20 protein-coding genes and 1 tRNA gene are annotated in these 21496 nt (G+C 47.1%); 18 read left to right on the top strand and 3 right to left on the bottom strand.

What is annotated here, in order from left to right:
* Window positions 1–10 precede the first annotated feature (10 nt).
* The 3 genes from CUN85_RS00270 to CUN85_RS00260 form a co-directional block, all read right to left on the bottom strand.
* Entirely contained in the window at window positions 11–568 is a 558-nt protein-coding gene (locus CUN85_RS00270; protein WP_135387818.1) for a DUF7109 family protein, read from the bottom strand.
* A gap of 14 nt (window positions 569–582) precedes the next feature.
* Window positions 583–1608 carry a Vms1/Ankzf1 family peptidyl-tRNA hydrolase gene (locus CUN85_RS00265; RefSeq protein WP_135387816.1) on the bottom strand — a complete coding sequence of 342 codons (1026 nt, stop codon included), beginning with the start codon at window positions 1606–1608 and terminating at the stop codon, window positions 583–585.
* A 112-nt stretch (window positions 1609–1720) separates the two neighbouring features.
* Entirely contained in the window at window positions 1721–2551 is an 831-nt protein-coding gene (locus tag CUN85_RS00260) for a formylglycine-generating enzyme family protein (protein ID WP_135387814.1), read from the bottom strand.
* 152 nt (window positions 2552–2703) lie between these two features.
* Between CUN85_RS00260 and CUN85_RS00255 the strand changes: the two genes are divergently transcribed.
* The 18 genes from CUN85_RS00255 to CUN85_RS00170 all read left to right on the top strand — a co-directional run bounded on the left by CUN85_RS00255 (window position 2704) and on the right by CUN85_RS00170 (window position 21467).
* Window positions 2704–3969 (top strand): ABC transporter substrate-binding protein, encoded by a 1266-nt coding sequence (locus CUN85_RS00255; RefSeq protein ID WP_135387812.1) that lies wholly within the window; start codon window positions 2704–2706, stop codon window positions 3967–3969.
* 359 nt (window positions 3970–4328) lie between these two features.
* Entirely contained in the window at window positions 4329–5573 is a 1245-nt protein-coding gene (coaBC, locus tag CUN85_RS00250; protein WP_135387811.1) for a bifunctional phosphopantothenoylcysteine decarboxylase/phosphopantothenate--cysteine ligase CoaBC, read from the top strand.
* Window positions 5573–6463 (top strand): pantoate kinase, encoded by an 891-nt coding sequence (locus CUN85_RS00245; protein WP_135387809.1) that lies wholly within the window; start codon window positions 5573–5575, stop codon window positions 6461–6463. Before coaBC ends, CUN85_RS00245 begins: the two co-directional genes overlap by 1 nt.
* A gap of 88 nt (window positions 6464–6551) precedes the next feature.
* A complete protein-coding gene (locus CUN85_RS00240; protein ID WP_135387807.1) occupies window positions 6552–7496 on the top strand; it encodes a prohibitin family protein in 945 nt (314 codons plus the stop codon).
* 22 nt (window positions 7497–7518) lie between these two features.
* A complete protein-coding gene (locus CUN85_RS00235) occupies window positions 7519–8289 on the top strand; it encodes a 4-phosphopantoate--beta-alanine ligase (RefSeq protein WP_135387805.1) in 771 nt (256 codons plus the stop codon).
* A complete protein-coding gene (locus CUN85_RS00230) occupies window positions 8280–8939 on the top strand; it encodes an HD domain-containing protein (RefSeq protein ID WP_135387803.1) in 660 nt (219 codons plus the stop codon). Before CUN85_RS00235 ends, CUN85_RS00230 begins: the two co-directional genes overlap by 10 nt.
* A complete protein-coding gene (locus tag CUN85_RS00225) occupies window positions 8924–10222 on the top strand; it encodes an amidohydrolase family protein (RefSeq protein WP_135387801.1) in 1299 nt (432 codons plus the stop codon). Before CUN85_RS00230 ends, CUN85_RS00225 begins: the two co-directional genes overlap by 16 nt.
* A 58-nt stretch (window positions 10223–10280) precedes the next feature.
* Window positions 10281–11516, top strand: coding sequence for an adenosylhomocysteinase (locus tag CUN85_RS00220; protein WP_135387799.1), 1236 nt, complete (start codon window positions 10281–10283; stop codon window positions 11514–11516).
* Between the two features lie 374 nt (window positions 11517–11890).
* Window positions 11891–11967: transfer RNA gene (locus CUN85_RS00215), tRNA-Lys, on the top strand.
* Window positions 11968–12015: 48 nt separating this feature from the next.
* Window positions 12016–12252, top strand: a complete 237-nt coding sequence (locus tag CUN85_RS00210; RefSeq protein WP_135387797.1) for a DNA-directed RNA polymerase subunit H — start codon at window positions 12016–12018, stop codon at window positions 12250–12252.
* A 143-nt stretch (window positions 12253–12395) separates the two neighbouring features.
* A complete protein-coding gene (locus tag CUN85_RS00205) occupies window positions 12396–13988 on the top strand; it encodes a DNA-directed RNA polymerase subunit B'' (RefSeq protein WP_235856133.1) in 1593 nt (530 codons plus the stop codon).
* A complete protein-coding gene (gene rpoB, locus CUN85_RS00200; protein ID WP_135387793.1) occupies window positions 13981–15795 on the top strand; it encodes a DNA-directed RNA polymerase subunit B in 1815 nt (604 codons plus the stop codon). The genes CUN85_RS00205 and rpoB overlap by 8 nt, the downstream gene beginning before the upstream one ends.
* A gap of 11 nt (window positions 15796–15806) precedes the next feature.
* Window positions 15807–18449: a DNA-directed RNA polymerase subunit A' gene (locus tag CUN85_RS00195; protein WP_135387791.1), complete on the top strand. Its 2643-nt coding sequence runs from the start codon at window positions 15807–15809 to the stop codon at window positions 18447–18449.
* 1 nt (window position 18450) lies between these two features.
* Complete coding sequence (gene rpoA2, locus CUN85_RS00190) at window positions 18451–19593, top strand: DNA-directed RNA polymerase subunit A'' (RefSeq protein ID WP_135387789.1); 1143 nt, start codon at window positions 18451–18453, stop codon at window positions 19591–19593.
* Between the two features lie 99 nt (window positions 19594–19692).
* Window positions 19693–19980, top strand: a complete 288-nt coding sequence (locus tag CUN85_RS00185; RefSeq protein ID WP_135387787.1) for a 50S ribosomal protein L30e — start codon at window positions 19693–19695, stop codon at window positions 19978–19980.
* A gap of 15 nt (window positions 19981–19995) precedes the next feature.
* Window positions 19996–20421, top strand: a complete 426-nt coding sequence (locus CUN85_RS00180; protein WP_135387785.1) for a NusA-like transcription termination signal-binding factor — start codon at window positions 19996–19998, stop codon at window positions 20419–20421.
* Window positions 20422–20472: 51 nt separating this feature from the next.
* Window positions 20473–20901, top strand: a complete 429-nt coding sequence (locus CUN85_RS00175; protein ID WP_135387783.1) for a 30S ribosomal protein S12 — start codon at window positions 20473–20475, stop codon at window positions 20899–20901.
* 5 nt (window positions 20902–20906) lie between these two features.
* Window positions 20907–21467 carry a 30S ribosomal protein S7 gene (locus CUN85_RS00170; RefSeq protein ID WP_394346209.1) on the top strand — a complete coding sequence of 187 codons (561 nt, stop codon included), beginning with the start codon at window positions 20907–20909 and terminating at the stop codon, window positions 21465–21467.
* Window positions 21468–21496 lie beyond the last annotated feature (29 nt).

Genomic DNA, 21496 nt, shown 5'->3' with positions numbered 1-21496 from the left:
GCCAAATACCTTATGCCGACTTAAGGACTTCTATCCTTTTACTGAGTTGCTGTATCTCTGCCCCGATAGCTGACATGTCGCCCGGAAGCCAGAAACTGTAATCGTAATACTGGTTAAGTATGTCACTATATCTGTGTTCAAGGTTCTCAAGATCTTCAGGATGAAATTTTGCCGGATCAATGGAGTCGATCTTGTTCTCCAGATTATTCACCTTCTTATGCAAATTCTTACTGAACCTGCTTGCAGCTCTGCTAAGGTCGACTTGCCTTGTAGACATCTCAAGTATATCAATGACCTCACTCAATTCGAAAGGTATCTCAGGAAAAGCATTCGGACCCAGTATATAATAAGAAATATCGTTCTTTTCAAGACCTTCAATTTCCTCCCAGGAAACAACAGCAACCAGATGCTCTTTTTCAGCTTCTGCACAAATGTCCTTTATGGATGGCAGCGTCAATGGAACACCGCCCCTGAGCAGGGATATTTCTTTCGCAGCGATATATATCTCTTCGATGCTCAGGGCACCAAGGGCATCGATTATTCCACATAGCTCATCTTTATTCCTCATAGCAATCCAACCTTTCAAAACCGATATCTTCGATAGACCAAAAGCTGTTTCAGGATGTCTGATATATTCTGTTTTTCCAAACGGACATCAGAAGAGGAGATGATCTGTTCGATATCCGGGGAGATGTCAGCAGCCATTTCCTTTGCAAGCTGAGGATCACCTGCCAGGATAAGGTAGTCTGTGTTCCCTTCGAATTCCTCAAGCATGTCTTTGAGAGACGACCTTACCTTGTCGATATGATGTGCTATATCCTCGTCCCTGAGACGCTCGAACCGTCTCTGGCTAAAGCCTCCTTTCGCATGTTTAGCCTTCACATTACTCTTTATCATCTGGAATGAATCGAACTCCTCGGAGTCAAGTGAATATCCCACAAATGATTCACCGGCGTGTGCTAGCAGGACACAGATACTTACATTGTTTCTTAGCGACCCGAGCAAAAGATCAGTATCAAAAGTGTCACCTGTGGTCCATTGAGAGGTATTCAGAGGCAAAGGCGGAACTAACAGTTCATTTACAAGGTGATCAGGAGAATGGAATAGTACGTAGCCTGTTGAAGAGGTCACTTTATCGACCATTGCAAGGGTTTCACTGTCTATTCTTTCCACCACAGCCTCATGATCCTGCAGACCATCCAGTACTGCCCCTGCAGCAATATATACTGTGGACAATGAGCCGGGCGGGTATTTTATGGACGACAGGGACAGAATGAATTCCTCAACCCGCTGTTGACCGAACTGATCCCTGCGGGTAAAGCATAAGTCCCCCGCAGTATCTATTCTTTGTTTCTCAAGCTCATGCTCAAGAGTGCGGAGTCGTACTTCAGCAGATTTCAGTTTCTCTTCGGACTCCTGTTTTGCTGCAACGGCCTTTTTTTCGGATACCGCACTCTTTTCATAGCGTGTATTTGCAGCCTTTACATTCAGCTCAAGCTCTAACAAATGGGACTGAAGCTTACTGACCTCATTCTCCAGTTCTTCTTTACCTGAATATTTCTTGAAGATATAATTGATATTGTTAATGACCCCGTCTTTTTCGACCATCTAACTGCAATAGAGATGTCCTGTATCAAAAATCTGTCTATTGTCACAAAGACAGGAGCATGGATTAAAATATACGACCCCGATCAAAAAAGAGAAGGTTAAAGAAAGAATATCAGGAATCCATCACAAGACGGAAACCTATCGAAGGATCCCCATCACGTGGATCCTGTCTTCTTCTGTATGCAGATTCCAGTGCATTATCTTTACTGGAGTAACTACCACCTCTGGCAACCCTCAGAGAACCCGGCCCCTTCTCAACCGCCCTGCCATCTTCATATGCACCGGAATAGCTGTCAACCCAGCTGTCCTCTACATATTCCCAGACATTGCCATGTATATCATAAAGTCCCCACGGGTTAGCTAATTTCTCTCCCACGTTGTGCGATATACCATCAGAGTTTGCCTGGTACCATGCATAATCCCCCAGGAAAGGACCTTCTTTCTCATCCATTTCCCCGATCGAATAGAGTGTGGTTGTACCGGCCCGTGCAGCATACTCCCATTCTGCCTCGGTCGGGAGCCTGTATTTTGTAGTACCTTCCATCTCATTCAGCCTGTCAATGAATTCCCTGACATCGTTCCATGATACACTTTCGACAGCCAGGTTATCACCTTTGAACTTTGAAGGATTGCTACCCATGACCACTTCCCATTGCTGCTGCGTCACTTCATACCTGCCGATGTAGAATGGATCCGCAAGCCTTACCCCATGGATTGGCTGGGAGTAAGCATACTTCGATGTGCCCATATCAAAGCTTCCGGCTTCTACAAGTTGAAACTCTATGCCGATGGAGTTGGTGTACTCATCACCGGCATCACCACCATCTGCTGAAATGCTTTCGCTATTATCGCTGCTTTCATTATCGGAGGTGCATCCGGTCACTGATATAATTATAAGGAGCACCGCCAGGATTATTACTACTTTTTTTGTACCTAGCCACATAAATACCACTTAATCATTTTTTCGGGTATGATGCTATTAATAAGTATCTATAAGTTGCCGTTGGAGAACGAGAATGCAAACCCTATATATTAACTACACAAATACAGTAGAAATATATAAATATAGTATTTGCATAGATTCAATGTGATTTTATGAAAAAAACAACTTATTTTCTAATCAGTATATTCCTTTTAGCAACTTTTCTGTCAGGATGTGTTGAATCATCCGAAGGAGCTACAAGCGAATCCGAAGATATAATCATAGGTGCTCTTCTGCCGCTTACCGGAGATCTTGCCTCTATAGGAGAAGCAAGCCAGGTAGCAATTGAGGTATCGGCCAGCGATATCAATGGTTATTTCTCAGGACTCGGTTCTGGAAAGAACGTAGAAGTGATTATAAAGGACACCGAAAGTGATCCTGCGACAGCCCTCGAACAGCTCAAGGCGCTTGATGAAATGGGAATCCATATCGTAGTCGGCCCGCAGGCAAGCGATGAAGCAGAAGCCGTCCTGGAATATGCAACCGAGAATGATATCATCCTTATGAGTACTGCATCAACAGCCCCGTCTTTAGCCATTCCTGGCGATAATCTGTTCCGGTTTGTGCCTGATGATACAAACCAGGGAATGACATTGGCTACATTCATGAATGAGGAGGGGACCGATGTTGTGATCCCAATGTACAGGAACGATTCATGGGGTACCGGACTTGCTGATGAGATCAGGAAGAATTTCGAAACTCTTAATGGTACTGTGCTTGAGAGCATAACATATGATTCCGACAACACGGACCTTTCCTCAGAGGTGGAGGCACTCAATGAAAAAGTAGTAACTGCAATTTCCGAAAATAGTGAAGCTTCCGTGGCTGTACTTCTTTGTTCCTTCGGAGAAGCAACAGATATCTTTAAACTGGCAAAGGAATATCCTGCCCTGTCAGAAGTTGACTGGTACGGCACCGACGGCATGGCACTGAACAAAGAGCTTATCAATGATAATGAAGCAGCTGCCTTTGCAGCGGAAACGAACCTCAAGGCATCAATGTATGGATATGTAATAGCAAATGACAGATATCAGGAAGTCGGACCCCGGATCGAAGAAAAGCTAGGAAGAACTCCCGAGTCCTATGCACTGACATCATATGATGCCCTCTGGATAGCCACCTTTGCAGACCTGGATGCCATCCCGGATAACGACCAGAGTGTTAAAATGGCAATAAATACGCTCTCAGACACATATAATGGAATTAGCGGATGGACAATACTCAATGAGAACGGAGACAGGAAATACTGGAACTACGACATCTGGACAGTAACTGAAGAAGACGGAAGCAACCAGTGGGAACTTTACGCCAAAATACTCCTGCCGGTCCAGAATAACATGATGATTGTGCGCGGCGGGAATGTGACCTTTGTCAGGTGAACGGTGGTTTACTCAAACTACCTTTTCTATTTTTGTCCTTTTTTTAAAATGATAGCTCAATTTATTTGTGAGGAACTTATCTATATCCCCCTGTAATCTCGCAGGCTGGCGTATAATGCCTCGGGAGATCGAGACTACTTCATGGCAGAGGGCTGACAATCTGGGCTTGTCGGCAAGAGTTGCTGGATGGGAGAGGGATGAAGATTCAATGAGAGCACCTTTTCCCGAGTTGTAGTTGCAGATATGTAGTATTTTATACAATACTTATCTAAGTGATTTGAAATTCACCTGAATCAAATATCCTACCCAACCTCCTTAAATACTAAAAATCCACTTATTTAATCAAAAAAGGATAGAACATGCCCAGGATTCCAAACGAACATCCCACCCTCTGGATAAAGTCCGCAAAATCCCGCTCACTTCAGGGAAAGACCATCGTGCTTGCGGTAACAGGCAGCATTGCTGCTGTGAGAACCGTAGAACTTTCCAGGGAGCTTATACGCAGAGGGGCGGATGTGCATGCCGTTATGAGCGAGGCTGCCGAATGGATAATCAATCCCATGGCCCTGCATTATGCTACCGGGAACGAGGTGATCACTGCGATTACCGGTAAGATAGAGCATGTGGAGTTCTTTGGCAATATGGGCAGGGCAGACCTGTTGCTTGTGGCACCTTCAACAGCCAATACCATCGGGAAGATTGCAACAGGGATAGATGACACACCGGTGACGACGTTCGCGACAACGGCGGTCGGAGCAGGAAAAAACGTAATGGTCGTGCCTGCAATGCATGAAGATATGTACAATCATCCGGCATTGGCAGCGAACATTGAGAAGTTAGAAGGCTGGGGAATACGCTTTGTCGGACCCAGGATAGAAGAAGGCATTGCCAAGATAGCCGGAAACGATGAGATCGTGCTCGAGGTCGAGCGCATGATAGGCAGCAACAGCCTGCGCGGTAAAAAGGTGCTCATAACAAGCGGTGCAACCGCTGAAGCCGTTGACCCGATACGCATACTCACCAACAGGGCATCCGGGAAGACCGGGATCGAGCTGGCACTGGAGGCCTACCGCAGAGGTGCTGAGGTCACGATCGTCCACAGGAACATGGCCGGAATTTGCGGAATTAACGAAATACATGCAGAAAGTGCGGAGCAGATGACAAATGCAGTTCTTGAAGAGCTTGGAAAGGGTTGTGATGTGCTGATAAGCGCGGCTGCAATTAGTGATTACACACTTGAAGCAGCTGAGACTAAGATTAAATCAGGAGATGAACTTGTGCTTTCGCTCAGGCCCACGCGCAAGCTCATAAAAGAGGCAAGGGATGCCCATCCGGAAATAAAAATAGTTGGATTCAAGGCAGAAACCGGCATTGGGGAAAAGGAGCTCATAGGGCGTGCCCTGCAGACTCTGGAGTATACAGGACTTGATATGATAGTTGCAAATGATGTCAGCACCGGGGGTATTGGAACAGAGAATAACAATGTTTGCGTCATCCGGCCTGGTAGAAAAGAGCACCTGAACTTCATTGGTTCCAAAAGTATGATTGCAGTTGCCCTGATGGATGAGATCACCGCAATTTTTTCTTCAGGAGAAAAGTATTGATGCCCTCCAGGAGTACGGCCAGTGCAAAAGCATTTGCACCGGCTCATATCACAGGTTTCTTTGAAGTACACGATCATAATGACCCATTAAGAAAAGGATCCACAGGCTGCGGGATAGTCCTTGACACAGGCATTCAAACAACTGTCACTTGCGGAGAAGACATAGAAGAGACAGTCGTATCCCTCAACGACGTAAAAGTCGAGGGGCTGACTATCCGTACTGTGATTGGAACGCTTACTAACAGGCCGGTGAAAATTGAAAGCAAGGCAGAGATACCCATTGAATCGGGGATGGGCGCATCAGGCGCAGGTGCCCTGGGAACGGCTTATGCGCTCAACTCTGCACTCCGCCTGGATCTCACGAGCAGCAAACTGGATCAGGTTGCACATATCGCAGAAGTAAAGAACAGGAGCGGACTGGGAGATGTTGCTGCCCAGTCACTGGGCGGAGTGGTGATCAGGAAAACACCAGGTGCACCCGGCATAGGTACATATGACAGAATCCCCGTCGGCAAACAGGATATCTGGTGTATCGTGCTTGGCCAACTGTCCACATCATCAGTACTCAGCAGCAGAGAAACAGTTGAAAGTATCAATCAGGCAGGAAGGTCTGCTATGAAGAGACTCATGAGAAGGAATACACTGGAGAATTTCATGCTTTGCTCAAGGGATTTCTCAATCGAGACAGGCCTGGCAAATGATAAGATAGTTGATGTTATCGAAGCGGTAGAATCCTCCGGGGGGCTCGCATCCCAGGCAATGCTGGGAAACACAGTGTTTGCAATAGCACAAAGACCTGAAGATAATGCTACCGGGATAATAGACATACTTTCCGAGTTTGGAAACGTACTGCATTACAGAATCAGGACCGGAAGTGTAGAACCACTTTAAACAGCAAGGATAGCGCAAACCTATTTACAAGTATGTTCATAGTTCACTGGAAAAATATATTAAAGCAAAATGAAGGAGAAATTAAAAAATGGTTATTGACGAGCAGTGGGACCCAAAGCCTAAAAAAGGCATTCCAGACATGCCTATCAAGGAAATACCCCCGATATTTGTTAACATATTACGCTCGATCGGAATCCTTTTCATAATACTTATCATCTTTTCAGTAATGTTCGGATCTATTTTTGTATCTGTTGGAGCCGGTGAGGCAGGAGTGAAGTTCAACCAGTTCGGCGGGGTCGAGGAAGAAGAACTTGGTGAGGGGTTGCACATCGTACCTCCATGGGTCAGTGTCACCAAATATTCCGTCAGAAGTGAAACATACACCATGAGCGAAGCTCAAAATGAAGGTCAGATAACAGGAGATGACCAGATAAAGGCCCTTACAGTAGAAGGACTTACCCTTGGACTGGATATAACTGTCAGGTACAGATTAATACCGGATGATGTCAGCAATGTACATCAGAAACTTGGAGCTAATTATGCTGAAAAGATAATACGTCCCACAATAAGATCATCCATACGTGAAGTAGTAGCAACCAAAACAGCTTTGCAGGTCTATGGGGAAGAAAGACAACTTGTGGCAGGAGAAATGCTGATGAGCATAGACAATGCGTTGGGAAATGATGGCATCGTTGTGGAAGAGGTATTGGTGAGAAATGTGGTATTGCCGACAAAAGTTGCCGAGGCTATTGAAGCAAAACTCCAGGCGGACCAGGATGCCCAGAGGATGATATTTGTAAAGCAAAAAGAGCAGCTTGAAGCAGAAAGAAAGATAATCGAGGCGAACGGTATTGCAAACTCGACAATAGCAAAGGCACATGGTGAAGCCGAAGCACTTGGAATTATCAATGAACAGCTGGCTAAGAACCCTAATCTCATAAACTACAAGTATATAGAGATGTTGCAGGGGCAGGAAATACAGACAATGCTCGTCCCAACGGACCAGGGTATAATATTGGATGCCAGCAGCTGAACATAAGGAGAAAAGCGACTGAATGACAGAGATTTCCAGAGAACATCCAAGATATGAATCCCTTATAACAAGGGAGAAGATAGTAGAAGGAGTGCGCATCGGCATTACCAGCAAGCAGGGACTGGTTGCCCAAGGTCGGGGCGAGGCATTCGATTACCTCATCGGAGAACGTACGACCGAATCCGCCGCCTTTGCAGAACGTGCGGCTGTGGCCCACATGCTTCTCGCAACCAAACTGATCATCTCCGTAAATGGAAACACTGCAGCTCTCGTGCCTGAGAACCTTGTAGCACTTGCAGATGTCACCGGTGCGACCCTGGAGGTGAACCTTTTTCATAGAAGTGATGCACGCATACATAAGATCGCAGAACACCTGAAATCCCGGGGGGCGGGAAAGGTGCTCGGCTGCAAGGGAGACAAGAGACTGGACTTGTCCCATGACAGGGCGATCGTTGACGAAGAAGGCATCTTCAATGCTGATGTTGTACTAGTTCCCCTGGAAGACGGAGATCGCTGCCAGAAACTTGTGGAAATGGGAAAGACTGTGATATCCATCGACCTGAACCCACTCTCAAGGACATCACTGAGCTCTACCGTATCCATTATAGACAATGTCACCAGGGCGCTGCAGAACATGACACAGTTCGCAAAGGACATGAAGCATGACAGCCGGCAGTCCCTCCGGGATGTCATCGTCTCATACGATAACAACAAGGTGATCTCTGATGCACTCTATGCGATCCAGGAAAGATTGAAACTGCAGGCAGGGGAAAGAGGGATTCAATGGATCTGATAGAACGCACAAGAGGATTTGTCGCAGAGGTACTGGCAGATGAGCCAAGCACCCATGATATCTCGCATATAGAACGTGTGGAAGCGCTTTGTCTCGAGATACGGGAAAAAGAAGGCGGCGACCTTAAGGTACTGCGACTTGCAGCATTGCTTCATGACATAGGGATCGTAAGGGAGCACCGGGAAGGCGGGAATCATGCTGAGTACGGTGCAGAGACAGCGCGGGAATTCCTTTCCGCCGAAGGCGTTGAAAGCGAGCTCATAGAGCACGTGGCATCCTGTATCCTGACCCACAGGTTCAGCAGAGGCATGAAAGCCGAGACCACCGAGGCATGCATATTACAGGATGCAGACAGGCTGGATGCACTTGGAGCAGTCGGGATCTTCCGTTCACTGGTTTCCATGGGGGCCCTGAGGGCGCTGAAAAATAGTATCGGCACAGTCAAGGAAACGTCCATGAATGCATATACTGATAATCCCTTTGACGGATTTTACGATTATATGGAAAAGAAACCTTTCAGGATAATGGACAGACTGAACACTGAAACCGCAAAAGTGATTGCAGAGCAGCGGCTCAGGATAATGCACCTGTACCTTGAAGAACTCAAAAGAGAAGCTAATCAGGAGAAGCAAAAATGGCTGATATCATAATAAAGAATGCATACGTACTTACAATGGATCCCGATAAAGGAGATATTGAGAGCGGTGTTGTGGTTATCGAGGATGGCATCATAACGGAAGTCGGCAGTTCAACGGAAAGCACTGCAGAAAAGATAATCGATGCCAGAGAAGGCGTTGTCATGCCCGGGCTGGTAAACACTCACTGCCATGCGGGAATGACGCTGTTCAGGGGATATGCGGACGATATGCCTTTAAAGGAGTGGCTTGAAGACCACATCTGGCCCGCGGAAGCACAGGCCGGCGATGAGGACATCTATGGCGGGACACTAGTTGCCTGCCTGGAGATGATCCGATCCGGAACCACTGCCTTTGCAGACATGTATATCCACATGGACATGGTCGCGCAGGCTGTAGAGGAATCCGGCATGAGGGCAGCACTTTCCTACGGGATGCTAGACTTCGGTGATACGGAGAAAGCAGATGCAGAGCTCAAAAAAGGTACGGAGTTCGTAAGAGAATGGAACGGGAAAGCAGACGGCAGGATAACTACAATGTACGGACCGCATGCACCCAATACATGCTCCAGAGATTTCCTGATCAGGGTTAAAGAGCAGGCTGTGAGGGACAATGCAGGGATACACATTCACGTACTGGAAACGGAGGCCGAACTTGATCATATGAAAGAGAACTTCGGCATGTGCTCCATACATTTCCTTAAAGATATAGACTTCTGGGGACCAGATGTGCTTGCAGCTCACTGTGTCTGGCTTTCCGACGGTGATATCCGGATACTTGCAGAGCACAAGGTGAACATCTCCCACAATGTAATCAGTAATATGAAACTTGCATCAGGGATAGCGCCTGTTGCAAAGCTGCTCTCCGCCGGAGCCAATGTTACACTGGGAACAGACGGATGCGCATCCAATAATAACCTGGACATGTTCGAGGAGATGAAGACAGCGGCACTCCTCCAGAAAGTCAGCACCATGGACCCCACTGTATTGCCTGCAAGCCAGGTGCTTGAAATGGCCACCGTGAACGGTGCAAAGGCTCTTAGTATAAACAGCGGGATGTTAAAGGAAGGATACAATGCGGACATCATAATCGTTGACATGAAACAACCTCACCTGAGTCCAGCATATGATATCGCATCACATATGGTCTATGCTGCAAATGGAAAGGATGTCAAGACCACAATAGTCAACGGAAAGATACTGATGGAAGACCATGAGATCACATGCCTTGATGAACAAAGCATCCTTGAGAGGATGAAACGTATCTCAAAAAACCTGGTCTCAAGGATTAACTCTTGAATATTAATTTATAAGTACATACAGCAAACTATATTCAAATTATCAGAGGAGATATTAAATGAGTAACAAAGAAATGGTAGAGTCCGGCAACCAGAAGATAGAGTGGGCTCGCAGTCACATGCCTGTCATTGCAGCAGTCAGAGAACAGTTCGAGAAAGAAAAACCACTTGATGGACACAGGATCGCCATGGCATTGCATGTAGAGGCCAAAACTGCCGTACTTGTTGAGACACTGGCAGCAGGTGGTGCGGAAGTTGCCATTGCGGGCTGCAACCCGCTAAGTACACAGGATGATGTCGCACTTGCGCTGGATACACGTAATTGCATTGACTGCCACGCATCCTACGATTGCTCCACTGAAGATTACTATGAAGCCATCGACAAGGTCCTTGATTTCGGCCCTGACATCACAATTGACGATGGTGCAGACCTTATCTTCAAGATGCATACGGAACGTCCGGAAATGCTTGCTACTATCCTCGGAGGCTGTGAAGAGACAACCACCGGGATACACAGGTTAAAGTCTATGGAACGCGAGGGTGCCCTGAATATGCCAGTCATTGCTGTCAATGATGCTATGACAAAGTTCCTTTTTGACAACCGCTACGGCACAGGACAGTCCTCCTGGGACGGCATCATGAGAACCACAAATCTCCTTATTGCCGGAAAGAATGTAGTCATTGGCGGATATGGATGGTGCGGAAAAGGAGCGGCATTGCGTGCCAAGGGACTCGGAGCAAACGTCATCGTAACGGAGATCGACCCAATAAGGGCACTGGAAGCCCGCATGGACGGGAATGAGGTAATGCCAATGAAAGAGGCTGCGAAGATAGGCGACATATTCCTCACCACCACAGGTAACCGCGATATCCTCTCAGGGGAACATTTTGAGGTCATCAAGGACGGTGCCATCCTTGCCAACTCAGGCCACTTCAATGTTGAGATAAATCTTGAGGATCTCAAAAAGATGGCAGGATCAGTACGCACCGCCAGGAAGAATATCAAGGAATATGATCTTGGTGACAGGAAGGTATATGTCCTTGCCGAGGGAAGGCTCGTGAACCTCGCAGCTGGTGACGGGCATCCTGCCGAGGTCATGGATATGAGCTTTGCAAACCAGGCACTCTGTGTGAGATACATTGCCGAGAATACGCTTGTGAACGGAGTTCATTCCGTCCCCCGTGAGCTGGACATAAGTGTTGCAGAGATGAAGCTTAAGTCCATGGGAATCAGTCTGGATAAGCTTTCACCGGAGCAGACATTATACATGGACAGCTGGTCATGCGGTACATAAAACCGCATTTATTCTTTTTAATGCCAGGAATTATCCGCATACGGTGTATTTGTGATAATTATACTACATACACGAGCAACATATTGAAAAAATCAGAGAGAGAGCCACAATTATACACTTACCAAGAAAATAGTGGAGTAACATTGTAAATGTCAAAATCAATCATATATATACGTTGTGAGATTTAATTATTTAATCTGAGACAAATAAAATAGAAAACAAATAAATATATATGGCGAAATAACGTTACATGATAAAAATAGTACCAATGGCAACTGCCCCCACAAGCTATATATAACATGGGTTCCTTTTGTCACCGCTACACCGAAGAAAGGACGTGCAGTACCTCCAGCAAAAACCACATAAATCACAATGGGCTCGTAGCTCAGTCAGGCAGAGCGTCTGGCTTTTAACCAGACGGCCTAGGGTTCAAATCCCTACGAGCTCGCCATATATTTTGCGGAGTGTTCACGTTCACATTTTTGAGGGAGGAGAATAAGTGAGAAAGTTTAGCCTGCTCGACCATGAGTTAATCCCGAAACATGAGATCATGTCGGAAGAAGAATTGAAAGCTGTTTTAAAAATATACAATATCGGGAAAGAACAACTTCCAAAGGTGAAAGTCGAAGATCCTGTTGTACAAGAGATTGGGGCGCAGGTTGGAGAAGTTGTCAGGATAACCCGAAAGAGCCAGACCGCCGGCGAGGCATTTTATTATCGACTTGTCATTGCGTGAAATCAAAATCATGCATTTCACAAGAGAACAAGGACATCACTATTATGTTTTTTTCGCGATATCATTAATTACATAAAGAGGGTGCTATCATAGCGTTAAGTAAAGGACAGATTGCGAAATCATTTTTCACGAAAGATAAAATCGTGCAACATCATATCGATTCTTACAACAAGTTTCTGGAAACCGGGCTTCAGAAAATAATCGATGAACAGAAAATAATTGAAACGGACCTTGAAGATACATACATCAAGCTGGGGAAGATCAGGGTCGAGAATCCAATTGTTAAAGAGGCAGACGGAGCCATCGAAAAGCTCTACCCTAACGAGGCAAGGCTTAGAAACCTATCCTATTCCGCACCTCTTTACCTTCAGATGAGCGTAGTAGAAGGCGAGGAAGAGAAAGAACCACAGGAAGCAAAGATCGGCCAGCTTCCGGTCATGATCAAATCCAACATCTGTAATCTGCAGGATCTGACCGATGAAGAAATGGTCAAATACGGCGAAGATCCTCTTGACCCGGGAGGATATTTCATCGTAAACGGAACCGAGCGCGTGGTCATGACGCTTGAGGATCTTGCTCCTAACAAGATACTCACCGAATTCGGGGAGAGGTATGGCGACACCATCGAAGTTTCCAAAGTATTTTCTCAAAGGAGAGGCTACAGGGCACTCGTAGTTGTCGAAAGAGGAAGAAAATCACTTCTGGAGGTCTCGTTCCCATCCATATCAGGACGTGTCAATTTCATCACACTCATGAGGGCACTCGGTGTTGAGACTGATGAAGATCTTGTCAAGATCGTTTCCACCGATCCCGAAATAATGAAGTTTATGTTCGAGAACCTTGAAGAGGCTGAAGTCGACACGATCGAAGAAGCTATGGAAAAGATAGGTTCCCGCGTAGCTTCCGGGCAGGCCAGGGATTACCAGATAAAACGTGCCAATTATGTAATCGACAGGTACCTGTTGCCACACCTGGGCAACGAGCCTTCAAACAGGGTAGCAAAGGCAAACTTCCTTGGCAGGATGGCCGAGTCATGCTTTGAACTTGCCCTTGCTAAGAGGAATGAGGATGATAAAGATCACTATTCCAACAAGAGGCTAAAACTCACAGGTGACCTGATGGAGGACCTGTTCAGAGTGGCTTTTAACAGGCTTTCCCGTGATGTAAAATATCAGCTCGAAAGAGCCAATATGCGAAACCGCGAACTCAACGTCATCACTCTTGTAAGGGCTGATGTGCTTACCGACAGGTTACAACACCCGCTTGCAACCGGGAACTGGGTAGGCGGCAGGACAGGCGTATCACAACTGCTTGACAGGACCGATTACATATCGACACTGTCCCACCTGAGACGTGTGATATCCCCGCTTTCAAGAGCACAGCCACACTTTGAAGCCCGTGACCTGCACCCCACACAATGGGGGAGATTATGCCCTTCAGAAACCCCGGAAGGTCCTAACTGTGGACTGGTAAAGAACTTCGCACAGATGGTGGAACTTTCCACAGGGACTGATGATAACAATGTCATCAAGAACATATTACACGACCTCAACGTCGTGCCTACCACACTGCGTTCCGCAACCATGAAGGTACCAGGCTACGAAGAAGAACTGGGTGACTACATTGAAGAACTTGAAAGCATCCCGCATACAGAGAATGAGAGTACAGAAGCGATAGGATATACGAGCTATTCGGATACACTGGATGATAGTATAGGAGGCAACCCCGATGAATGAGGCTAAAGTGTTCCTGAACGGAGAACTCATAGGAACACATACTGATCCGACAGACCTGGTGGAGAACATCAGAAAGCAGCGCAGGGCAGGAGTTGTTTCCAGCCAGATCAATGTGACCCTGTATGAAGATATACATGAGGTAATAATCAGTTCGGATATGGGTCGTGCAAGAAGACCGCTTATCATCGTGGAGGATGGGAAATCCCTTATAAGCCAGGATGAGCAGGAACAGATAGCATTGGGTGAATTGACCTTTGACGAACTTCTCGGTGAAGGGAAAATAGAATTCCTGGATTCAGAAGAAGAAGAAAATGCGTTCATTGCCCTCTATGGTACAGACATTACCGAAAAGCACACCCACCTGGAGATCAACCCCGGCCTGATGCTAGGTATATGCACAGGCATGGTACCATATCCTGAGCATAACGCGTCACCTCGTAATACCATGGGTGCGGCGATGGTAAAGCAATGTATCGGCGTATCGACATCCAACACAAAGCTCAGGCCTGACACACGCGCACACCTTTTGCACTATCCACAGAAAGCAATGGTAAGGACCCAGACCTGTGAGGCTACCCACTTTGATGAAAGGCCGGCAGGACAGAACTTTGTCGTAGCGGTTATGTCCTACGAAGGGCACAATATTGAGGATGCCCTTGTATTCAACAAAGGTTCCATTGAAAGGGGCCTTGGAAGAAGCCACTTTGTAAGGACATTCGAAGGTGAGGAAAGGAGATATCCTGGCGGACAGGAAGACAAATTCGAGATTCCGGATTCCGAGTTCAGGGGCGCACGTAGTCCCGAAGCCTATGCGAACCTGGATGTAGACGGCCTCGTGAACCCTGAGACCGTCGTCGGACCAAACGACGTCCTTATCGGAAAGACCAGCCCTCCGCGTTTTCTTGAAGAACAGTCGGATTTTGGTATCACTGTGGAACAGCGCAGGGAAAGTGCAATCACAATGCGGTCCAATGAGAAGGGTATAGTCGATACGGTGCTGCTCACAGAATCCATCAACGGGACCAGGCTTGCAAAAGTAAAGATAAGGGATCAGAGGATACCCGAGATAGGCGACAAGTTCGCTTCCAGACACGGACAGAAGGGTGTCATAGGACTGATAGTCCCTTACGCAGACATGCCATTCACGGAAACCGGAGTAGTTCCGGATCTGGTCATCAACCCACACGCAATCCCTTCACGTATGACCGTTGGCCACGTGCTTGAGATGATAGGAGGCAAGGTCGGCTCCATGGAAGGAAGGCGTATCAATGCAACCGCATTCTCCGGAGAGTATGAGGACGACCTGCGTGCAGGACTTAAAGAACAGGGTTTCGCACATACCGGCAAGGAAGTGTTCTTTGATGGGGTTACCGGAAACAAGATTCAGGCAGATGTGTTCGTAGGAGTTATCCTTTACCAGAAACTGCACCACATGGTAGCATCAAAGATACATGCAAGGTCCCGCGGTCCTGTACAGGTGCTTACCCGCCAGCCCACCGAAGGACGTGCCAGAGAAGGAGGTCTGCGGTTCGGAGAAATGGAGCGTGATGTGCTAATAGGACATGGCGCTGCAATGACATTGAAAGAAAGATTGCTTGATGAATCGGATAAGGTAGTGGAGCTGGTTTGCGGCCACTGCGGAATGATTGCCACGCTCGACAGGAAAAGGAACGTAAGATACTGTGCGAACTGTGGTGCCGAAACCGACATCCACCCAGTGGAAATGAGTTATGCATTTAAATTACTACTTGATGAGATCAAGTCCCTTGGTGTGGCCCCCAGGCTGCAGCTCGAGGATGCTGTGTGAGGTGATATGAAATGAAAGATCTGCCATCAATTCCTAAAAGGATAGGTGCTATCAAATTTGGTTTGTTATCACCGCGTGAAGTAAGAAAAATGAGCGTGAGCTCCATCATCACTGCAGATACATACGATGATGACGGTTATCCCATCGACATGGGACTCATGGATCTCAGACTCGGGGTCATTGACCCCGGTCTTAAATGTAAGACATGTGGAAGCCGTGCAGGCGAGTGTCCCGGTCACTTCGGACATATAGAACTTGTTGCTCCTGTAATCCACGTGGGGTTCAACAAGACCATTCGTAAGGCCCTCCGTTCCATATGCCACAGCTGCAGCCGGTTGTTGCTTGAAGCAGACAAGAAAAAAGATTTCCTTGCACAGCTTGAAAGTGCCAAGGAAATGGGACACCTGCCCGACGATATCGTTAACGATGTCTTCAAAGAGGCCCGTAAGACAAAGATATGCCCATACTGTTCTTCCGAACAGAAAGAGATCAAATTCGAGAAACCTACCGATTACATAGAAGATGGACACAAGCTGACGCCAACCGAGATCAGAGACCGCTTCGAGAACATTCCCGATGAGGATGTTAAGGTCATTGGAATGGACCCTTCAAGCGCAAGACCCGAGTGGACGGTGCTGACCGTACTTCCGGTACCACCTGTCACAGTCAGGCCATCGATCACCCTTGAATCAGGCCAGCGCAGTGAGGATGACCTAACCCACAAACTTGTGGACATCATACGCATCAACCAGAGATTCCAGGAGAACCGTGATGCAGGCGCCCCACAGCTGATCATAGAGGACCTGTGGGAACTCCTGCAGTACCACGTGACAACCTTCTTTGATAATGAGGTGTCCGGCGTACCACCTGCAAGGCACAGGTCAGGAAGACCTCTGAAGACCCTTACCCAGCGTCTTAAGGGGAAGGAAGGAAGGTTCAGAGGCAGTCTGTCAGGTAAGCGTGTCAATTTCTCTGCACGTACTGTCGTGTCCCCTGAGCCGAACCTGAGCATCAATGAGGTCGGCGTGCCCTTTGAGATCGCCACACATATGACGATACCCGAGAGAGTCACTACCAGGAACATAGAACTTTTGCGTATGTATGTAGAACGAGGAAGTGATGTGCATCCCGGTGCCAATTATGTGATTCGTGATGACGGAAGGCGTATAAGAGTATCCGAGCTCAATAAAGAGGAACTTGCAGAAAAGGTAGAGGTCGGCTGGACAGTGGAAAGGCAACTAATGGACGGAGATATCGTTCTGTTCAACAGGCAGCCATCTCTTCACAAGATGAGTATTATGGCCCATAAGGTGAAGGTCCTCCCGTTCAAGACATTCAGGCTGAATCCTGCAGTATGTCCGCCATATAACGCGGACTTTGACGGTGACGAGATGAACATGCACGTACTCCAGACCGAAGAATCAAGGGCTGAGGCCAGCATTCTGATGCAGGTACAGGAAAATATCCTCTCCCCGCGTTTCGGAGGTCCCATCATCGGCGGTATACACGACCATATCTCAGGACTGTTCCTTCTGACCAGGAATGAGAACCAGATCACAAAGAATGCCGCCCTGGAGTTGCTCAGGAAATCCGATGTCAAAGTACTTCCCGAGCCTTCAAGTCATTCCGATAGCGGTGAACCTTTATGGAACGGTAAGCAGATCTTCAGCCAGATATTACCAAAGGGACTGTATCTTGAATTCCCTGCCCAGGTCTGTTATAAATGTGACATCTGTAAGAAAAGCGACTGCGAGTATAATGCTTACGTCGTGATAGAAGACGGAGAGATGATCAAGGGAACAATTGACGAACAGTCCATCGGTGCTTTCAAAGGCAAGATCCTTGACAAGATGGTAAAGGAATATGGCACAGAGGCCGGTGCAAAGTTCGTGGATGACTTCACAAGGCTTGCTATACGCGGTGTCATGAAAACCGGCCTTAGTTTCGGAATAAGCGATGAGGACATACCCCTCACCGCCAAGTCCCAGATAGCCAACCTGCTTAACGAAGCTGAAGAGAATGTTCAGCGCCTGATCGAAGCTTATGAGGCAAAGGAACTGGAAGCACTGCCGGGACGTACACTTGAAGAAACCATAGAAATGAAGATCATGCAGGAACTTGGTAAAGCCAGGGACCAGACCGGTAACATTGCCGGAAGGCAGCTTGGTCTGGAGAATTCCGCAGTCATAATGGCTAAATCCGGTGCAAGGGGCTCAATGCTTAACCTCACACAGATGGCAGCCTGTGTAGGACAGCAGGCGGTCCGTGGTGAGAGGATAAGAAGAGGTTACTCAGGAAGGACCCTCCCACACTTTGATAAAGGTGACCTGGGAGCAGACGCACACGGTTTCGTCAAAGCCAGCTACAAGAGCGGTCTGAATCCGACCGAATACTTCTTCCACGCAATAGGCGGACGTGAAGGTCTTGTGGATACTGCAGTCCGTACATCACAATCCGGTTACCTGCAGAGGAGACTCGTGAATGCACTCCAGGATCTGGAAGTACAGTATGACGGGTCTGTCCGTGAGACACGTGGTGTCGTCGTGCAGTTCAAGTACGGAGAAGATGGCATCGATTCCACCAAGAGTGATTACAGTAAACCAGAAGCTGTGCATCGCATTGTCAGGATGGTTACGGGAAGAGAGGTGATTTGAAATGAGTGTCAGTGAAGCTACCATAGATTCAATGATCGAGCCCCTCGATCTTCCTCTGAATATAAAGAGAACATTGAGAGACGATGCTATTAAGGTCGGTGTCACAAAGAAGGAACTTGAAGACATCATCGAACGTCTCATGGAAAGTTATGACTATGCCTGTGTAGAACCTTGTGAGGCGGTAGGGGTCGTGTCAGCACAATCCATCGGAGAACCCGGAACACAGATGACCATGCGTACGTTCCACTACGCGGGTGTGGCCGAGATCAACGTTACTCTCGGACTGCCCCGTCTTATAGAGATCGTAGACGCAAGGAAGCAGCCAAGTACACCGATGATGACGATCGCACTGGAAGAAGGATGTGCGACAGACAGGGACAAAGCCCGTGTGCTTGCATGGGAGATAGAGGCAACACACATCGAACACCTTGCCGACATCACCACAGATCTTGCAAATATGCAACTGATTATAGACCTGCATGAAAAGACGCTTACACAAAGGTCCCTCGCAGCAGATGATATCGCAGACAAGCTCCGGGAATCACTAGATGTGATGGTGACTGTTTCCGGAGATATCCGCAACCAGATCGTAGTCATACCTAATTCCCCTTCGTACAGGGAACTCCTGCAACTGGCCAAGAACATACACAATATTACCCTCAAGGGAATCGAAGGTATCAAAAGGGTCGTCATCAGAAAAGATGGCGAGGAATATACCCTTTATACTGAAGGCTCACAACTTAAAGAGGTACTGCAGATCGAAGGCGTGGATGTGACAAGGACATATACCAACAACATTGGAGAGATCTATGAGGTGTTCGGTATCGAAGCTGCAAGGAATGCGATCATCACAGAAGCGACCGACACACTTGGTGAGCAGGGCCTTACTGTGGACATCAGACATATCATGCTTGTTTCAGACATCATGTGTTCTGACGGTGAAGTAAAGCAGATCGGAAGACATGGTATATCCGGAGAGAAAGCCAGTGTGTTCGCACGTGCAGCTTTCGAGGTTACGGTCAGTCACCTGCTTGATGCAGGAATGCGTGGTGACAGGGACGAACTCAACGGTGTAACAGAGAACATCATCGTTGGCCAGCCAATTAAGCTTGGTACAGGCGACGTACACCTAATTTCCAGATAAACAATATGATGTTGCTTAGGAAGAGCAACCAGAAACTACATATAAGGAATCATTTATTAGAATACAAATCTCAAATTGATTATAAATGAGTTGATCTAAATGGATATTAACATTGATAAAGCACTTATCAAGGTCATCAGGACCGGGAAGGTCATAATCGGCTCCAACCGGACCATTGATGCTGCCATGAACAATGAAGCGAAGATGGTAGTACTCGCTGCGAACTGCCCACCGGACATCCGGGAGAAGATCGAAAGTACAAATGTACCTGTACTGAATTATCCGGGACCTGGTACCGAACTGGGACCAGCATGCGGTAAACCATTCCTTATTGCAGCAATGGCCATCCTTGACAGCGGCGAGTCTGACATATTAGCTGCAGCTTAAACGGAGTTGCCTTATTTGAGTGAGATCAAGCTATCTACAGAGGGGATCAGATATATTGCATTATTTGAAAAACTGACCGGAGCAACTGTCAAGGATTGTATAATCGATGACGGACGCATAATATATGTGATCAAGGCAGGCGATATGGGTGCTGCTATAGGAAAGAATGGGGATCACATAAACCGGATGAAAAAAACTGTGGATAAGCATATCGATCTTGTAGAGTACTCAGAAGAACCTGATGCATTCATCAAGAATGCATTCGGCCCGATAACCGTCAAATCTGTGAATATTGTGAACCGTAACAACAAGCGATTAGCTTATGTAGAAGTATCCAATAAGGACAAGGGACTTGCCATAGGACGTAACGGGAAAAACATCGAAAAGGTCAAGCTTGTTGCTAAAAGACATCATGATATAGATGACGTTATCTTGCAATAGTAATTACAAAACTAACAACTCATCATAATACATAATCGGAGGACATAATTAATGCCAACTGGAAAATATGCAGCTCACACCCTCAAGCGCGTTCGTAAGAGCGCAAGGTGGAAAGATCCTGGTTACAACAGACGTACATTAGGTCTTGACGTTAAAGCTGACCCTCTCGGGGGAGCACCTCAGGGAAGAGGCATCGTGCTTGAGAAAGTGGGTATCGAAGCAAAACAGCCTAACTCGGCTATCAGGAAATGTGTAAGAATACAATTGATCAAGAACGGTCGCCAGGTATCAGCTTTCTGCCCGGGCGACGGTGCCATCAACTTCATCGATGAACACGATGAGGTCACAGTGGAAAGGATCGGTGGCCGAATGGGTGGTGCAAAGGGTGATATTCCGGGCGTACGTTTCAAGGTCATCGCAGTGAACAATGTATCCCTCAATGAGATGGTCATTGGCCGCAAGGATAAACCAAGGAGATAATTCACATGATCAAATTATTCGGCAAATGGGATTTTGCAGAGGTCGAGGTCGCAGATCAGGGAATCAAGGCCTATGTCAGTCTGGACCCTGTGATAATCCCCCACAGCAATGGGAAACATGCCAGGCAGCAGTTCAACAAATCAGAGATATGTATTGTTGAGCGCCTGGTTAACAATGTTATGCGCAATGAGCAGAACACCGGCAAGAAGCAGGTTGCACTCAAGATCGTAGAGGAAGCTCTTGAAGTTATCAACGAAAGGACAAAAAAGAACCCTGTACAGGTACTTGTCGAAGCTATTGCAAATGCAGGACCAAGAGAAGAAGTAGTAAGGCTCAAATACGGAGGGATTTCCGTGCCAAAGGCTGTCGATACATCTTCACAGAGACGCGTGGACACTGCATTGAGATATATTACAATGGGTGCCAACCAGGCAGCTTTCAAATCAAAGAAAAGTGCAGCTAGCTGTCTTGCAGCCGAGATAATCGCTGCTTCAAACCGCGATGCAAAATGCTTCTCAATTAACAGAAAGGATGGAAAGGAAAGAGTTGCAAAGGCAGCACGTTAATACTGACCTTTACACTTAAATTCAGGATT

The sequence above is a fragment of the Methanolobus halotolerans genome (assembly GCF_004745425.1).
Classification (GTDB): Archaea; Halobacteriota; Methanosarcinia; order Methanosarcinales; family Methanosarcinaceae; genus Methanolobus; species Methanolobus halotolerans.
Note: the sequence above shows the minus strand (reverse complement) of the source record. Positions and strands in the feature narration are given on the sequence as shown.

Bases quoted from the DNA above. Each gene is read 5' to 3' on its own strand.
- CUN85_RS00255 (WP_135387812.1), top strand. From the start codon at position 2,704: ATGAAAAAAACAACTTATTTTCTAATCAGTATATTCCTTTTAGCAACT.
- CUN85_RS00195 (WP_135387791.1), top strand. From the start codon at position 15,807: ATGAAAGATCTGCCATCAATTCCTAAAAGGATAGGTGCTATCAAATTT.
- coaBC (WP_135387811.1), top strand. From the start codon at position 4,329: ATGCCCAGGATTCCAAACGAACATCCCACCCTCTGGATAAAGTCCGCA.
- CUN85_RS00235 (WP_135387805.1), top strand. From the start codon at position 7,519: ATGACAGAGATTTCCAGAGAACATCCAAGATATGAATCCCTTATAACA.
- CUN85_RS00270 (WP_135387818.1), bottom strand. From the start codon at position 568: ATGAGGAATAAAGATGAGCTATGTGGAATAATCGATGCCCTTGGTGCC.
- CUN85_RS00185 (WP_135387787.1), top strand. From the start codon at position 19,693: ATGGATATTAACATTGATAAAGCACTTATCAAGGTCATCAGGACCGGG.
- rpoA2 (WP_135387789.1), top strand. From the start codon at position 18,451: ATGAGTGTCAGTGAAGCTACCATAGATTCAATGATCGAGCCCCTCGAT.
- CUN85_RS00265 (WP_135387816.1), bottom strand. From the start codon at position 1,608: ATGGTCGAAAAAGACGGGGTCATTAACAATATCAATTATATCTTCAAG.
- CUN85_RS00260 (WP_135387814.1), bottom strand. From the start codon at position 2,551: ATGTGGCTAGGTACAAAAAAAGTAGTAATAATCCTGGCGGTGCTCCTT.
- CUN85_RS00175 (WP_135387783.1), top strand. From the start codon at position 20,473: ATGCCAACTGGAAAATATGCAGCTCACACCCTCAAGCGCGTTCGTAAG.
- CUN85_RS00220 (WP_135387799.1), top strand. From the start codon at position 10,281: ATGAGTAACAAAGAAATGGTAGAGTCCGGCAACCAGAAGATAGAGTGG.
- CUN85_RS00245 (WP_135387809.1), top strand. From the start codon at position 5,573: ATGCCCTCCAGGAGTACGGCCAGTGCAAAAGCATTTGCACCGGCTCAT.
- CUN85_RS00230 (WP_135387803.1), top strand. From the start codon at position 8,280: ATGGATCTGATAGAACGCACAAGAGGATTTGTCGCAGAGGTACTGGCA.
- CUN85_RS00225 (WP_135387801.1), top strand. From the start codon at position 8,924: ATGGCTGATATCATAATAAAGAATGCATACGTACTTACAATGGATCCC.
- CUN85_RS00240 (WP_135387807.1), top strand. From the start codon at position 6,552: ATGGTTATTGACGAGCAGTGGGACCCAAAGCCTAAAAAAGGCATTCCA.
- CUN85_RS00170 (WP_394346209.1), top strand. From the start codon at position 20,907: ATGATCAAATTATTCGGCAAATGGGATTTTGCAGAGGTCGAGGTCGCA.
- rpoB (WP_135387793.1), top strand. From the start codon at position 13,981: ATGAATGAGGCTAAAGTGTTCCTGAACGGAGAACTCATAGGAACACAT.